This window comes from Sphingomonas panacis (assembly GCF_001717955.1).
Lineage (GTDB): Bacteria > Pseudomonadota > Alphaproteobacteria > Sphingomonadales > Sphingomonadaceae > Sphingomonas > Sphingomonas panacis.
In genome coordinates this window covers 329,354-343,533 of the sequence record NZ_CP014168.1, presented here as the reverse complement: position 1 = coordinate 343,533, position 14,180 = coordinate 329,354, and the positions used below count along the sequence as shown (strand labels likewise).

Here is a 14,180-nt window from a genome sequence, read left to right as displayed (position 1 = left end):
CTTATATGACCACCTAGCGGCGCGACCAGCGGAAGGCAACGGCCAACAGCAGCATCGCGGCAGCGACGAGCGCGGCCATCCAGTTGCCGAGCTTGGCGAACAAGGTTGGCGCGAGCGGCGGCGGCAACGGCGCCTCGACCGCGCCGCGCGTGTTCCATGGGATCGACGCGAGCACGCGGCCGTGCGCGTCGATGATCGCGGACACGCCGGTCGGCGTCGCGCGCAGCACCGGCAGGCCTTCCTCGATCGCGCGCAGGCGGGCCTGCGCGAGGTTCTGCTCGGGGCCGGAGCGGCTGTACCAGCTATCGTTCGACGGGTTGAAGATAAAGTCGGGGCGATGCTTGGGGTCGACGACATTCCCCGAGAAGATGATCTCGTAGCAGATCTGGAACCCGGCCTTGCCGAAATGGGGCAGCGTGAGCGTGCGCGGGCGCGTGCCGGGCGCGAAATCGATATCGCCGGGCACCAGGCGGGACAGGCCGATCGCCGACATCAGCGGGCGTGCGGGGAGGTATTCGCCCCACGGCACCAGATGCGCCTTGTCGTAGCGGCCGATCAGCCGCGCGCGCGCATCGATCGCGAAGATCGAATTGCCGGCGCTGACGAGCTTCTCGGCCGCGTCGAATTCGAGCGCCTGACCGCCAGTGAGCAGCACGTCGTTCGGCCCGAGCGGCGCGGCGATCACCGCGCGGACGTCGGCTGGATCGGCGAGGTAGTTATATTGTGGCGGATACCCATCCTCGACGTTGAAGCGCAAAGCGCCCTCGGGCCACAGGATCAGCCGCGGGGCAGCGCCGGGCGTGCCGCCGAGCGTCTGGAGCGCGCGCAGATTGGCTTGAGGGTAATCGTCGCGGGGGCGCTGTTCCTGGTCGAGATCGGGCTGGACGATGCGGACCCGGGGAGCGGTCGATTCCGTCGGAGCGGACGAATCGTCGACCTGCCAGTCATACGCCAGAGATGAGCCCGCCCCGATCAAACCAAAGATTATGGCACGTCGAATCGCGACCGCTCTTGAACGCTCCACCGACAGGATGAAAACGCCGGCAAGCCATATGCTGATCCCAGATACTGCATAGGTGCCCAGCAACGGCAGCAGTAACATTGCCGGTGGAAACCCGGATCCCACGTAGATTTCGGCAAGCGGGTTCCACGGATAGCCGGTCAGCAGCGTGCCGCGCAGATATTCGGTGACGATCCAGGCGGCGGCGAACACCAGCACATAGGCCGCATCCGGCTGCGCGCGGCGGAAGCGCCACGCCACGCCCGCCGCCAGCATCGGGTAGATCGCCAGGAACAGCGCGAGCAGGAACGGCGCGACCGGCCCCAGCCAGTGCGGCACGGCATCCTGATAGGAGAAAGCCTCAGCGATCCAGATGTTGCCGAAGGTGAAATGCGCGACTCCGAACAGCCACCCGCGCCACAGCGCGGCACGGATCGTTGGGGCGGCGTGGACCAGCCACAGCCATGCCGCGAAGCACGCGAGCGTCACTGGCCACCACCCCCATGGTGCGAAGCCCAGCACCGCGAGGCCACCAAGCAGGAGGCAGGGCAGGGCAGGGCGGCGCACCACGATGCTTGCGAAGGTGTTGGTCACGACTCATCCACTTCGTCATGCGGGACGTGTTCCGGCATCCACCCGGCCGCAAGAGCCGGGCAGGTGCCTATGCGGAACGGTGGACCGCGGAACAAGGCTCTCCTGAGTTTCGTCGAAGGATCGGGGTGACGGATCATGGCGAGTCGCGCTATCCTTTCAACCATGCCTCGCCCGTTCCATCTCGCCTTTCCCGTCCATGATCTCGCCGCCGCGCGCGCCTTTTATGGCGATACGCTGGGCTGTGCGGAGGGCCGCAGCGCGGCGACGTGGATCGACTTCGATCTGTTCGGCCATCAGATCGTCGCGCATCTCGACCCCGCCGCGAAGCCGGTCGCTGTGGCCAATCCGGTCGATGGGCATGACGTGCCGGTGCCGCATTTCGGCGTGGTGCTGACGATGGCGGACTGGCAGGCGCTTGCCGAGCGGCTGCGCGCGGCGGGGACTCGATTCGGCATCGAGCCGCACCTCCGCTTCGTCGGCCAGCCCGGCGAGCAGGCGACGATGTTCTTTTGCGATCCCAGCGGCAACGCTTTGGAGTTCAAGGCGTTCGCAGACGATGAAATGATCTTCGCGAAGTAGCGCATCTCCATTCGTCCCGAGCGAACGCAAGGGACCGACCCAGAGCACAGGCGTCTCGACTTCGCTCGACACGAACGGTTTGAAAGAAACATATGGCCGACCCGATCACGATGGACATTCCGCACAAGCACACGCGCGCGATCGTGCGTGCGCGGCTGGAGGAGGGGATGCAAAAGGCTGCGACGATGCTGCCGGGCAGCACCGTCACCGAACATCGCTGGGATGGCGACTCGCTGCACTTCACGATCGTCGCGATGGGGCAGCGCGTTGCGAGTCGAGTCGATCTGTTCGATGATCGCGTCCATGCGGTGGTCGATCTGCCGCCACTTCTGCGGCTGTTCGCCGACAAGATTCGCGCGAAACTGGCCAAAGAGGGGCCGAAGCTGCTGGCCTGAGCCAACAAGAGGTTGAAAACCGCAGTGAGCGCGTGTAGGGCGCTCGCCTTGCGGCGCGGGCCATGCCTCGCGACGACCGATTTCTATTGATCCGGAGTTTGAGCGTTTTATGCAAATCATCGTTCGCGACAATAACGTCGACCAGGCGCTGCGCGCCCTGAAGAAGAAGCTGCAGCGCGAAGGCGTTTATCGTGAGATGAAGCTGCGCCGCCACTACGAGAAGCCCAGCGAGAAGCGCGCTCGCGAGCGCGCCGCCGCCATCCGCCGTGCTCGCAAGCTCGAGCGCAAGCGCCTGGAGCGTGACGGCGCCCGGTAATCGGGTGACGGGGGCGGTGACGCTCCCGTCCGTCATATCGTAACGACCTGATTCGGCGCGCGCGCCGGGTGTTTCCGGGGGCTGCCCATGTCGATCACCGCCGTACCCATGAAGCCGATCCGCCGCAGCGTGCTGGTCTATGTGTGGATCGGCGTCGCGCTGGCGCTGGTCGCGGCGGCGGCGCTCGCCATGCAGGCACCCGCCGACCCGGTGACGGGCTTCCTCGCCAAGAACCGTCATGCCAAGGGCGTGGTGGAGACGCCGTCTGGCCTCCAGTACAAGGTACTGTCGCCCGGCCAGGGCGACGCGAAGCCGACCGACGCCGACGTCGCGCTCGTCAATTACGAGGGCAAGCTGCTCGACGGCACCACCTTCGACAAGTCGCAGCAGCCGACGCCGATGCCCGTGACGGGCGTCGTGCCGGGCTTCAGCGAGGCGCTGAAGCTGATGCCCAAGGGCTCGAAATACCAGTTCTGGATCAAGCCGAGCCTTGGCTACGGTGACGAGGCCAAGGGTCCGATCCCGGCGCATTCGGTTCTGGTGTTCACGGTCGACCTGCTCGATTTCATTCCCGAAGCGACGCTCCGCCAGATGCAGATGCAGCAGCAGATGCAAATGCAGCAGCAGGGTGGCGCGCCGGGTTCGGCTCCGCCAGCCGGCGCGGCACCGGGCGCGATCCCGCCGGGGCAGTGATTCGGGGGCGGCGCTTCGGCGCTGCCGTTGAAGGGGCTAACCGGACCCACTCCCATTCGTGCTGAGCCTGTCGAAGCACGTGTCCAGAACACGCCCTTCGACAAGCTCAGGGCGAACGGTCAGTTAGATCAATCATGGCGCTCCGTTCGCAAGAACGGGGCGTTATTTATTGCAGGGGCTTGCCCGAGTCTTTCCAGCGATCGAGGATCTGCGAGTCGCCGGGCTGCGCCTCGGCCGCGCGTACTGGCGCGATCGGTGTGCCGCTTTGCGCATACGCGGGCTGGATGGTCGGGGGCGGGGTGCGCGGCGCTGGGACAGGTACGGTCGCCGCGGCGAGCGTGATGGCCGGCACGGGCTGCGCCTCGACGATGCGGGCGTGTGGGCCGGGCACGGGTTCGCCGCCCGCGTAGATCTGGCGGAACGCGCCGGGCGTTCCCCACCAGCCCTGCCAGCGGTGGAAGAAATGCGCGCCGATCGCCGCCGTCATCACCAGATGACGGCTCCACGCGGGGGTGACGGCATAGGTGTGGTAATGCGTCGCCAGCCCGACCGGCGCGCTGACATAGCCGCCAAGCGCCGCCGCCGCGACTCGCATCGCGCGCAGCCAGTACGTGCGTGAGGGCTGGCCGCGCGTCATTGCGCCGTCGCAGGCGAAGCTGAACTGGCAGCCGCTGCGCTCCGAGCCCTGATAGACCACGCCGCACACCGTCGCCGGAAAGGCGGGGTGACGGACGCGGTTGAGGATCACCTGCGCGACCGCTTGCTGGCCGGCGTCGGGTTCGGTCGCCGCTTCGTAATAGATCGCTGTGGTGAGGCATTCGAGCGCGCGGCCGCGATCGAGCGCGGTGGCGTGGCGCATGTCGAATGGCGCGGCGGGGTGGATCGAGGCGTCGGCGGCGGCGAAGGACGCGGCTTCGGGGGGGAGCGGCAGATCGGGCAGGTCGATCGTGCCGGTCGTGCCCGTGGCCGGCGCGGCAAGCGCGGCGCCGGCGCTGTCGTCGGCGGCGTAGAGCAGTGCTGCGCCGGGGAAATGATCCTCGACCTCATAGCCGCGCGCGATCGTCGTGACTGGAGCGGCAGGCGCTCCCTGCGCCTCGATCGCGCGATAGGCGGCGTGCGCGGACATGCCCGCACAGACCAGCAACGACAGCCCGGCGACGTGCAGCCCGGTCAGCTTGCGATCAGGTCGCGATTCGGGGGCGGGCGGCCGGGTCATGCGCTCGCGCATAACCGATCGCGATCGAGGCGGCTCCCGGCATTTCACGGGTGTCTCGCTGCGAAACAGGTGGTGGTTTAGGTAACTTTTCGTCGCCCCGACGCGGGCCGGGGCCGCCGCGCTTCGGAGCAACCGGCCTGTCACATTACACAGCGGCCCCGGCCTGCGCCGGGGCGACGGTTATTTCAGTCCTGCCTTTCCAAGATCGAGCGCGCTGGCCGGGATCACCTCGACCTGCGGATAGGCCTTCTTCAGCGCGTCGAGGAACAGCTTGGCATCGCCGACCACGACGATGCTTGCGCGGGACGGGTCGATCACCGACTGCGCCGCTTTCTGTACGGCCGCCGGATCGACCGCCGTCACCGCCGGGATGTAGCGCTTCAGTTCGTCGAGCGGTACGCCCTCCAGCATATATTGGCCGAGCACCGCGGCGATGCCGCCAGTGGTTTCGCTGGTACGGCCGAAGCTGCCGATCAGCACCGCCTTGCGGGTTTCCAGCTCGGCGGCCGGCACGGGTTCGCTGCCGAGTCGCTTCATCTGCTCGATCATGATCGCGACCGTATCGGGTGCGGTCGGGTTCTTGGTCTGGGTGCGCGCCGAGAGCGTGCCGGGGCCGCGATGCGCGATAAGCGAGCTGCTCGCGCCGTATGCGAGGCCACGTTTGATGCGGATTTCCGAATTGAGCCGCGACGAATAGCCGCCGCCCAACACCGCATTGGCGACGCTCGCCGGGTAATAGGCGGGATCGTTGCGCGCGATGCCCGGCCGCGCGACGACGACGCCAGCCTGCCCGGCATCGGGCATATCGACGACGATCACGCGCGGCGCCGGATAGGCGCTCGCAACCGGGGCGGCGGGCGTGGCGGCGGCGGGTGCGGACCAGCGCGCGAAATTGGCTTGGGCGAGCGTTTTCGCCTGCGGGACCGTAATGTCGCCGACGAGGATCAGGCTCGCCTGATCGGGTCGCCACGCCTTGCCATAGGCGGTGCGGATATCGCCCTGCGTGATCGCCTTGAGCGAAGTGGGCGTACCCGACAGCGGATGGCCGTAGGGCGCGTCGCCGAAGACGGCGCGCGCCGCGACCAGCCCGGAAAGCTGGCCGGGATCCTTGAGCGTCACCGTGACGCCATCGATCGCCTGCGTGCGGGCGCGCTCGATCTCCTCGGGCGCGAACACCGGATGCTGCGCGACATCGGCGAGGATGGCGAGCGCCGGCGTGGCCTGATCCGACTTGATGGTGACGTCGACATCCGATCCATCCCAGCCGGCATCGCTGGAGATCGAACCGCCGAGCGCCTCGATCTCCCGCGCGATCTGAGTCGCCGAGCGTGTCGTCGTGCCCTTGGTCATCAGCTCGGCGGTGAGATCGGCGAGGCCGGCACGCGTGGCGGGATCATCGGCGCCGCCGCCGGTCGTGACGAGAGCGGCGCTGAGCAGCGGCAGTTCGTGGCGCTCGACCACCACCACGCGCAGGCCGTTGGCGAGCCGGAACTCGTTGGGGCTGGGGATGGCGGCGGTGACGGGTGTGCCCGGCTTGGGTGGCGCGATCCGGTCGGCCTCGCTCGCGAGGACCGGCGTGTCGATGTGCGCTGGCGGGGCCAGCGGCGAAACCTGCACGGTATTGGCGATCGCGATCGTGTCGCTTTTGGTGCCCGTCGGTGCGGCCTCGGGCGGCAGATAGGTGATCGCCGCCGAACGCTCGTCGCGGAGATATTTGCGCGCGACGCGTTGCACGTCGGCGGCGGTGACTTTGGCGATCTCGGCAAGCTGGCGATCCGAGGTGCGCGGATCGCCGTCGATGATCGCCGACATGGCGAGCGCGCGGCCCTTGCCCTCGGCGGTCTCGCGGCCGAGCAGCGCGGCGGTGAGGATCTGGTTCTTCGCCTCGGCCAGTTCCGCCGCGCTGACCGGCGTATCGCGCAGCCGCGCGACTTCGGCCCGCAGCGCGGCTTCGCCCGCCTTTACCGGCTTGCCGCTCGCCATTGCCGCGAACAGGATCATGTTGCCCGGCCCCTGCTTGGTATCGACATAGCTTTCCGCCTGCGCGGCGAGCTGATCGCGATAGACGAGCGTTTCGTAAAGCCGCGAACTTTCGCCCATCGACAGCACCGCGTTCAGGACGGTCAGCGCGGGGTTGTCGGGGTCTTTGTCGGCGGGCACCGGATAGGAAATCAGCACCGCCGGCAGCGGTGTGTTGGGTTCATACACGGTGTAATGCGTCGCCTTGGTCCGCTCTGGTTCAGCGACCTCAACGCGCGGGATCGGGGTGGCAGGGCGCTTGATGCCCGCGAAATACTGATCGACCCAGGCGTCGAGCTGCTTGGGGTCGAAATTGCCCGACACCACCAGCACGGCATTGTCGGGGCGGTAATAGACCGCGTGGAAGGCGCGGACGTCCTCGATCGAGGCGCTGTCGAGATTGGCGATGCTGCCGATCGTCGAGCGCGCATAGGGATGGCGGCTGTACGACACCGCCGAGGCGTAAGCGGAGAACAACTTGCCGTAGGGCCGGGCGAAATCGCCGCGCAACTCCTCCTTCACGACGTCGCGTTCGGAGGCGAAGCCGGCGGGATCGACGACGAGGCTCGCCATCCGGTCGGCTTCGGCGAACAGCAGCCGCTGGAGGTGATTGGCGGGGACGGTCTCGTGATATTCCGTGTAATCATCGCTGGTCGAGGCGTTGTTCGCGCCGCCGACATCCTCGGTCAGCCGGTCGAAGCTTTCCGGCGGCAGGTTGCGCGTCGCCTTGAACATCAGATGCTCGAACAGATGCGCGAAGCCCGAACGGCCGGCAGGATCGTCCTTCGAGCCGACATCGTACCAGACCTGAACCGAGACGTTCGACGTGCCGGTGTCGCGGATCGCGTACACCTTGAGGCCGTTAGGCAAGGTGCGCTCGGTAAAGTCGAGCGGCTTGAGCGCCGCGGCGGCGGCTCTGGCGGGTATCTTCGTGATTTGCGCTTGCGCGGTAAGCGGGAGCAGGGCGGCGCCCATCAGAAGGGCAGCACGGAACAGGCGCATCAACATCTCCGGCGAACAGGACGCGCTATCTGTTCGCCGGGCGACCGCCGCTGTCAATCTCTGTGAATCCTCACCCGCGAGGGGGAGGTGGCACGCGTAGCATTGACGGAGGGGGCGGACGCGGAACGATCGCGAAGGTACCGTGCCCTCCCCATCCGTCGCCTTCCCCTGCCGGGGAAGGATACTTTGCCCTACTTCTTGCGGCTGCTGTTCACGAACAGGAACGCCGCCGCCAGAGCGGCCGAGCCGACGCCGATCGCGATCGGCACGATCGGCCAGCTCTGGCGATTGTACACGGTCGAATCGGCGGCGGCTTCGCGCGCGCGCTTGGCGTCGCGGGCCGCGGCTGCGATCTCGTTGAGCTCGTCGGTCATGTCACCCTCTCTTTGTGTCGGCCATATTCCGATCTGAATCGATCCGCGAACGCCGTCAACGTGCCCGCCGCGGTCGCATCGCGCAGGTCGGCCATCAACGCCTGGTAGAAGTAAAGGTTGTGTTCGGTCATCAGCATCGCGCCGAGAATTTCGCCGGCCCGCACGAGATGGTGAATATAGGCGCGGTTCCATGTCGCGCAGACCGGGCAGGCGCAGGCGGGATCGAGCGGGCCGGTATCCTCGGCGAATTTGGCGTTGCGCAGGTTGATCGGGCCTTCGCGCGTGAACGCCTGGCCGGTGCGGCCCGAGCGGGTCGGCAGTACGCAATCGAACATGTCGATGCCGCGCTCAACCGCGCCGACGATGTCGTCTGGCTTGCCGACGCCCATCAGATAGCGGGGCTTGTCGGCGGGAAGCTGGCCGGGCGCAAAATCGAGGCAGCCGAACATCGCCTCCTGCCCCTCGCCGACGGCGAGGCCGCCGACCGCGTACCCGTCAAAGCCGATGTCGATCAGCGTGGCGGCGCTGTCGCCGCGCAAGGTCTGGTCAAGCGCGCCCTGCTGAATGCCGAAGATCGCCGCGTTTTCCGCGTGTTCGCCGCCGCCATCGAAGGCGTCGCGGCTGCGTTTCGCCCACCGCATCGATCGCGCCATCGCGGCGGCCTGCACCTCCGGCGTGGAGGTGGTCGGCACCAGTTCGTCGAACGCCATCACGATGTCCGAGCCGAGCAGCCGCTGAATCTCGATCGAGCGTTCGGGGCTGAGCGTGTGGCGCGTGCCGTCGAGGTGGCTCTTGAAGGTGACGCCGTTCTCGTCCCGCTTGGTGAGATCGGACAGGCTCATCACCTGATAGCCGCCCGAATCGGTGAGGATCGGCCGGTCCCAGCCCATGAAACGATGCAGACCGCCCAATCGCGCGACACGCTCGGCACCGGGGCGCAGCATCAGATGATAGGTGTTGCCGAGGATGATGTCGGCGCCGGCCGCACGCACGTCGGCGGGCTTCATCGCCTTCACGGTCGCGGCGGTGCCGACCGGCATGAAGGCGGGGGTGCGAATCTCGCCGCGCCGCATCTGGATGGTGCCGGTGCGCGCCTTGCCGTCGGTGGCGCTGATGGTGAACTCGAAACGCGGGGCCGTCATTGATCGGGTGGTAGCGTGGAACGGACCGGTTGGGAACCATTACGTCCGTATCGACGCGCTCCCCTCCCTGGAAGCTTCCAGGGAGGGGAGAAAAATTCAGTCCACCCAGTCGAGACCCATGTCGCGGTACACCTCGCGTTCGTCGTCCCAGCCGGGGCGGACCTTGACGTGCAGGTAGAGATGGACCGGGCGGCCCATGATCCCGCTCAGTTCGGCGCGGGCACGCGCGCCGATTTCCTTGATGCGCGTGCCGCCCTTGCCGAGCACGATCGCGCGTTGCGTCGGGCGTTCGACGAGGATCTGCTGGTGGATTTCGACGGAGCCGTCCTCGCGCTCCTTATACTGTTCGGTCTCGACCGCGCTGGCGTAGGGCAGTTCGGCGTGGAGCTGGAGGTAGAGCTGCTCGCGCGTCACCTCGGCGGCGAGCGCGCGTTCGGTCGCGTCGGAGACCTGATCCTCGGGATAATGCCACGGCCCCGCCGGCATCGCCTTGGCCAGATGCGTCTTCAGTTCGGGCAGGCCATCGCCGGTCGTGGCGCTGACGAAGAAGGTCTCGGCGAACGGGGCGAGGCCGTTCAGCCGCTCGGCGTGGAGCAGCAGCTTGGCCTTGTCGGCGAGATCGACCTTGTTGAGAACCAGGTATTTGGGTTCAGGGCGCGTCGCGATCGCCTCGGCGATTTCGGTGACCTTGTCCTTGAGGCCCCCCTTGGCATCGACCACCAGCGCGAGGATGTCGGCGCCTTCGGTGCCGCCCCACGCCGCCTGCACCATCGCGCGATCGAGCCGGCGCTTGGGTTCGAAGATGCCGGGCGTATCGACCAGCAGGATTTGCGCGGCCCCCTCGATCGCGACGCCCATCAGCCGGGTGCGCGTGGTCTGCGCCTTGGGACTGACGATCGCGACCTTCTGCCCGACCAGCGCGTTGACGAGCGTTGACTTGCCCGCGTTGGGCGCGCCGAGCACGGCGACGAGGCCACAGGTTTGATCGGTCATGAATATGCTTTCTGGTATGTTCGGCCCCATTACCACACCCGTTCGTGTCGAGCGAAGTCGAGACACCTGCGTTCCGCTATCATCCCTCGACTTCGCTCGGGACGAACGGCGAGGTTATTTGGGCGACGCCAATGTCACGATCGAGACGCCCGGCGACAACGGCACGCGGCCGAGGAGGTGGCGTTCGAAGCGGAACACCGTTTCGAACACGGTGTTGACCAGCTTGGGCGGCGGCGAATCGTCGCTGTCGTCCTTGCCGGTCAGCCGCCCGGCGATTCGCGAGGCGGCGGCGAGCGGGAACAGCAGCGAGTTGAAATAGCCGAGCTTGCGCGACTTCAACCCTGCAGCACCGATCGCCTTGGCGAGACTCGCCTTGGAATAGCGGCGGTGGTGGTGGTTGACGGTGTCGTGCGCGCTCCACAGCCATTGGTGCGCTGGCACGGTGATGAGGATCTTGCCGCCCGGCTTGAGGCACTCGGCCATCGCCCTCAGCGCCGCCACGTCATCCTCGATATGCTCGACCACGTCGAGCACCGCGACGAGATCATAGGCGCCGCGCTCCACGCCGGTCAGCGCGGGCAGCGGCGCGGCGCCGACCGGCTTGCCGAGCCGCTGGCTCGCGATCTCGCGCGCGGCGGGATCGATCTCGATCGCCTCGACCGTCCCGAACTGGGCGAGCATCGGCAGATTGTGGCCGGTGCCGCAGCCGATCTCGAGAATGCGCGCGTGCCTAGGCAGATGGCCTTCGCGCGTGAGGAAATCGGCAAGGATGTCGCGGCGCGCGCGATACCACCAGTGCGTCGAATCATGCGCCGCCATGCGGTCGTAAACGATGCGGTCCATTATCCGAATACCAGCCAGCGATTGAGGATGAAGGTGAAGATCGTAGCCAGCGCGACCGCAGGCAGCAACGGCACCCAGGCGGGATAGCCGAGCAACGCGGTGCCGACCCAGGTGATGACCGCGTTGAGCGCCATGCCGGATGCCTGAACCATCACGAACTTGGCCTGTTGCGTGCCGCCGCTTTCGCGTGCGCCATGCCCTTTGAAGCTCCAGCGGCTGTGCAGGAAATAGCCCGCCGTCACCGCCACCGCGAAGGCGAAGGGCACTGCGTAGACGGCATGGTGCCGCTCGAACACGTAGAGCGTGAGGGGCAGATAGACCGCCGAATAGATCAGCGTCGAGACGCCGCCGGCGATACCGAAGCGGATCAACTGGCCGAGCATTCCGCTCGATCGCATGTTTTCCACCCGCCCTGTCAATGTCATCGCGTTCACTTGCCCTTTGCGTCGCGCCTAGTAGAGCGCGCCGATACACGTGGAAAGCTTTTTGCATGGTTAGCGCGCGACCCAAGGATTTGGTCGATCACTATTGGGTCCGGCCGACGCTGATCGCCTGGGTGGTGATCGCGGCGTGGTTCCTTCACGACCGCTGGGCTCAGATGCACTTCCTGTCGCTGCCCGACACCGACGACAACATGCGGCTGATGCAGGTGCGTGCGCTGCTGAACGGGCAGGGCTGGTACGATCTGCGCCAGTACCGGATGAACCCGCCGGGCGGGTTCAACATGCACTGGAGCCGAATCGTCGACCTGCCGATCGCGGGGATGATCCTGTTGTTCCGTCCCTTCTGTGGACCCGCCTGGGCCGAGCGGCTGGCGTGCGGGATCGCGCCGCTGCTGCCGCTCAGCATCGCGATGCTGGGGCTGGCGGCAACGGTACGGCGGCTGGTGAGCCCGGTCGCGTGGCCGCTCGCGATCATGTTCCTGCTGTGTTGCACCGCGACGATGCTGATGTTCATGCCCGAGCGGATCGACCATCATGGCTGGCAGCTCGCGATGCTGAGCCTGACAGTGGCGGGGCTGTCCGACCCGAAGGGCGCGCGCGGCGGGCTGATCGTCGGGCTGGCGAGCGCGGTGTCGCTGACGATCGGGCTGGAGATGCTGCCGTTCTGCGCCGGGGCGGGCGCGATCATCGCGCTGCGCTGGGTGTGGGACCGCGCCGAGGCGCCACGGATGAGCGCCTATGCGCTGTGCCTCGCGGGCGGGTGTGCGCTGGGCTATGCCGGGTTCGCCTCCTACGCCAACAGCGTGCTGCGCTGCGACGCGCTGACGCCGGTATGGCTGAGCGTGATGATCGTCGCGGGCGCGCTGCTGTTCCTGCTCGCGCGGCTCAGCCCGCAGAACCGCACGCTACGGCTGGTGCTGGCGGTGGCGGCAGGGCTGGCGATCGTCGCCGGCTTCGCCTTGGTTTTCCCGCAATGCCTCGGCCGCCCCGAGCAGGTTTCACCCGAACTGGCGCGAAACTGGCTGGCCAATGTGCGTGAGGCCAAGCCGATCTACCAGCATCCGCTGCGCACCGCGATCCCCGTGGTCACGCTGCCGATCATCGGGGTGATCGGCGCGTGCGTGGCGACGTGGCAGGCGCGGCGGCAGTCCTCGTTCGTCGGCTGGATGACGGTGCTGCTGTTCACGACGATGGCGGCGCTGTTGCTGCTGTGGCAGGCGCGCGCCGGGCCGGGCGCGCAGATGCTCGCGGTGCCGGGTGCTGTGGCGCTCGGCTGGATTCTGTTTCCGCATCTCCTCGGCAGCCGCTGGATGGCGGTGCGCGTGGTCGGCACGGTCGCGGCGTTCCTGTTGGTGTCGGGTCTGTTCGCGGGCTATGTGATCCAATATCTGCCGATCGCCCGCCCGAGCGCGCGCGTGACCACGGTGATGCGCGCGGGCGGATCGTGCAACACCAACAGCGCGCTGCGCCCGCTCGATCGCTATCCGGCGACGACGATCTTCACCTTCGTCGATCTCGGGCCGCGCCTCATCACGCTGACGCATCACGATGCGGTGGCGGGGCCGTACCATCGCAACGGCGACGCGATCCTCGACGTGCAGCACGCCTTCACGCGCAGCCCGGCCGAGTTCCGCGCGATCGCCAAGCGGCACGGCGCGACGTTGCTTCTGGTGTGCCCGAACATGGCCGAATCGACCCAGTACCGGTCGCGCCATCCGGGCGGATTCTATGACCAGCTCGCGCACGGCAAGGTGCCGGCATGGCTGGAGCAACTGCCGCTGCCGGCGAAATCGCCGCTAAGGTTGTGGCGGATCAGCTACTGAGCATAGCGGAATCACCGAGGACCGTTCGCGCTGAGCGTGTCGAAGTGCGGGCCAAGCAGCGTTGTACGTGGGGCACGTGCTTCGACAGGCTCAGCACGAACGGGAAGGGGGGTGGGCTTTACCCCAGGCTGATCTTCACCCCGTCGATCACGAACTGCACCGCCAGCGCCGCCAGCAGCACGCCGAGGATGCGAGTCACCACCGCTTCGATCTTGGCACCGAGAACGCGCATCAGCGGCCCCGCCGCCAGCAAGGCCGTGAGCGTCAGCAGCAGGATCGTGGCCAAGGCGCCGAGGATCACCAGGCTGCGCTCGATGCCTTCATTGCGGCTCATCAGCAGCATCACCGAGGCGATCGAGCCGGGGCCGGCGATCATCGGCATCGCCATCGGGAAGATCGACACGTCCTCGACTTCCGGCGTCGCGGCGACCTTGGCGGCGCGGTCCTCACGGCGTTCGGTGCGCTTCTCGAACACCATTTCCAGCGCGATCAGGAACAGCATGATGCCGCCGGCGATGCGGAAACTCGCGAGGCTGATGCCGAGGCCATGCAACAGATTCTCACCGAACAGCGCGAAGACGATCAGGATCGCCGCCGCCACCAGCACCGCGCGCATCGCCATCGCGCGGGCGTGGATCGGCGTCGCGGTCGCGGTGAGCCCGGCATAGATCGGCGCGCAGCCGAGCGGATCGATCACCACGAAGAAGGTGATGAAGGCGGAGACGAACAGCTCGATCATAATGTGGCG

Annotated in this window: 14 protein-coding genes; 5 read left to right on the top strand and 9 right to left on the bottom strand. The window is 67.2% G+C overall.

Annotated features, from left to right (window positions below):
• Positions 1 to 13 precede the first annotated feature (13 nt).
• A complete protein-coding gene (gene lnt, locus J0A91_RS01525) occupies positions 14 to 1,570 on the bottom strand; it encodes an apolipoprotein N-acyltransferase (RefSeq protein WP_069206927.1) in 1,557 nt (518 codons plus the stop codon).
• Positions 1,571 to 1,756: 186 nt separating this feature from the next.
• On the opposite strand from lnt, the gene J0A91_RS01520 reads away from it, so the two are divergent.
• The 4 genes from J0A91_RS01520 (at position 1,757) to J0A91_RS01505 (ending at position 3,577) form a co-directional block, all read left to right on the top strand.
• Positions 1,757 to 2,173, top strand: a complete 417-nt coding sequence (locus J0A91_RS01520) for a VOC family protein (RefSeq protein WP_069203435.1) — start codon at positions 1,757 to 1,759, stop codon at positions 2,171 to 2,173.
• A gap of 92 nt (positions 2,174 to 2,265) precedes the next feature.
• Entirely contained in the window at positions 2,266 to 2,568 is a 303-nt protein-coding gene (locus tag J0A91_RS01515) for a polyhydroxyalkanoic acid system family protein (RefSeq protein ID WP_069203434.1), read from the top strand.
• A gap of 109 nt (positions 2,569 to 2,677) precedes the next feature.
• Complete coding sequence (rpsU, locus tag J0A91_RS01510) at positions 2,678 to 2,884, top strand: 30S ribosomal protein S21 (RefSeq protein WP_069203433.1); 207 nt, start codon at positions 2,678 to 2,680, stop codon at positions 2,882 to 2,884.
• A gap of 87 nt (positions 2,885 to 2,971) precedes the next feature.
• Complete coding sequence (locus tag J0A91_RS01505; protein WP_069203432.1) at positions 2,972 to 3,577, top strand: FKBP-type peptidyl-prolyl cis-trans isomerase; 606 nt, start codon at positions 2,972 to 2,974, stop codon at positions 3,575 to 3,577.
• A 166-nt stretch (positions 3,578 to 3,743) separates the two neighbouring features.
• On the opposite strand, the gene J0A91_RS01500 is transcribed toward J0A91_RS01505, so the two are convergent.
• The 7 genes from J0A91_RS01500 to J0A91_RS01470 form a co-directional block, all read right to left on the bottom strand.
• Positions 3,744 to 4,793, bottom strand: a complete 1,050-nt coding sequence (locus J0A91_RS01500; RefSeq protein WP_150126790.1) for a cell wall hydrolase — start codon at positions 4,791 to 4,793, stop codon at positions 3,744 to 3,746.
• A gap of 180 nt (positions 4,794 to 4,973) precedes the next feature.
• On the bottom strand, positions 4,974 to 7,814 hold the full coding sequence (locus J0A91_RS01495; protein WP_069206925.1) for a M16 family metallopeptidase: 2,841 nt from the start codon (positions 7,812 to 7,814) through the stop codon (positions 4,974 to 4,976).
• Positions 7,815 to 8,005: 191 nt separating this feature from the next.
• A complete protein-coding gene (locus J0A91_RS01490) occupies positions 8,006 to 8,188 on the bottom strand; it encodes a hypothetical protein (RefSeq protein ID WP_069203431.1) in 183 nt (60 codons plus the stop codon).
• The gene (tgt, locus tag J0A91_RS01485; protein ID WP_069203430.1) at positions 8,185 to 9,330 is read right to left on the bottom strand and encodes a tRNA guanosine(34) transglycosylase Tgt; all 1,146 of its coding nucleotides are present in this window, start codon (positions 9,328 to 9,330) and stop codon (positions 8,185 to 8,187) included. Before tgt ends, J0A91_RS01490 begins: the two co-directional genes overlap by 4 nt.
• Before the next feature lie 96 nt (positions 9,331 to 9,426).
• Positions 9,427 to 10,323 (bottom strand): GTPase Era, encoded by an 897-nt coding sequence (era, locus tag J0A91_RS01480; protein ID WP_069203429.1) that lies wholly within the window; start codon positions 10,321 to 10,323, stop codon positions 9,427 to 9,429.
• A gap of 114 nt (positions 10,324 to 10,437) precedes the next feature.
• Positions 10,438 to 11,166 (bottom strand): class I SAM-dependent methyltransferase, encoded by a 729-nt coding sequence (locus tag J0A91_RS01475; RefSeq protein ID WP_069203428.1) that lies wholly within the window; start codon positions 11,164 to 11,166, stop codon positions 10,438 to 10,440.
• On the bottom strand, positions 11,166 to 11,591 hold the full coding sequence (locus J0A91_RS01470; protein ID WP_240502165.1) for a GtrA family protein: 426 nt from the start codon (positions 11,589 to 11,591) through the stop codon (positions 11,166 to 11,168). The genes J0A91_RS01475 and J0A91_RS01470 overlap by 1 nt, the downstream gene beginning before the upstream one ends.
• Before the next feature lie 65 nt (positions 11,592 to 11,656).
• On the opposite strand from J0A91_RS01470, the gene J0A91_RS01465 reads away from it, so the two are divergent.
• A complete protein-coding gene (locus J0A91_RS01465; protein ID WP_069203426.1) occupies positions 11,657 to 13,432 on the top strand; it encodes a hypothetical protein in 1,776 nt (591 codons plus the stop codon).
• A 118-nt stretch (positions 13,433 to 13,550) separates the two neighbouring features.
• On the opposite strand, the gene J0A91_RS01460 is transcribed toward J0A91_RS01465, so the two are convergent.
• Positions 13,551 to 14,171, bottom strand: a complete 621-nt coding sequence (locus J0A91_RS01460; RefSeq protein WP_069203425.1) for a MarC family protein — start codon at positions 14,169 to 14,171, stop codon at positions 13,551 to 13,553.
• Between the last annotated feature and the right edge of the window lie 9 nt (positions 14,172 to 14,180).

Bases quoted from the DNA above. Each gene is read 5' to 3' on its own strand.
- J0A91_RS01475 (WP_069203428.1), bottom strand. From the start codon at position 11,166: ATGGACCGCATCGTTTACGACCGCATGGCGGCGCATGATTCGACGCAC.
- tgt (WP_069203430.1), bottom strand. From the start codon at position 9,330: ATGACGGCCCCGCGTTTCGAGTTCACCATCAGCGCCACCGACGGCAAG.
- J0A91_RS01515 (WP_069203434.1), top strand. From the start codon at position 2,266: ATGGCCGACCCGATCACGATGGACATTCCGCACAAGCACACGCGCGCG.
- era (WP_069203429.1), bottom strand. From the start codon at position 10,323: ATGACCGATCAAACCTGTGGCCTCGTCGCCGTGCTCGGCGCGCCCAAC.
- rpsU (WP_069203433.1), top strand. From the start codon at position 2,678: ATGCAAATCATCGTTCGCGACAATAACGTCGACCAGGCGCTGCGCGCC.
- J0A91_RS01520 (WP_069203435.1), top strand. From the start codon at position 1,757: ATGCCTCGCCCGTTCCATCTCGCCTTTCCCGTCCATGATCTCGCCGCC.
- J0A91_RS01465 (WP_069203426.1), top strand. From the start codon at position 11,657: ATGGTTAGCGCGCGACCCAAGGATTTGGTCGATCACTATTGGGTCCGG.
- J0A91_RS01490 (WP_069203431.1), bottom strand. From the start codon at position 8,188: ATGACCGACGAGCTCAACGAGATCGCAGCCGCGGCCCGCGACGCCAAG.
- J0A91_RS01460 (WP_069203425.1), bottom strand. From the start codon at position 14,171: ATGATCGAGCTGTTCGTCTCCGCCTTCATCACCTTCTTCGTGGTGATC.
- J0A91_RS01470 (WP_240502165.1), bottom strand. From the start codon at position 11,591: ATGACATTGACAGGGCGGGTGGAAAACATGCGATCGAGCGGAATGCTC.
- J0A91_RS01505 (WP_069203432.1), top strand. From the start codon at position 2,972: ATGTCGATCACCGCCGTACCCATGAAGCCGATCCGCCGCAGCGTGCTG.
- J0A91_RS01500 (WP_150126790.1), bottom strand. From the start codon at position 4,793: ATGACCCGGCCGCCCGCCCCCGAATCGCGACCTGATCGCAAGCTGACC.
- J0A91_RS01495 (WP_069206925.1), bottom strand. From the start codon at position 7,814: ATGCGCCTGTTCCGTGCTGCCCTTCTGATGGGCGCCGCCCTGCTCCCG.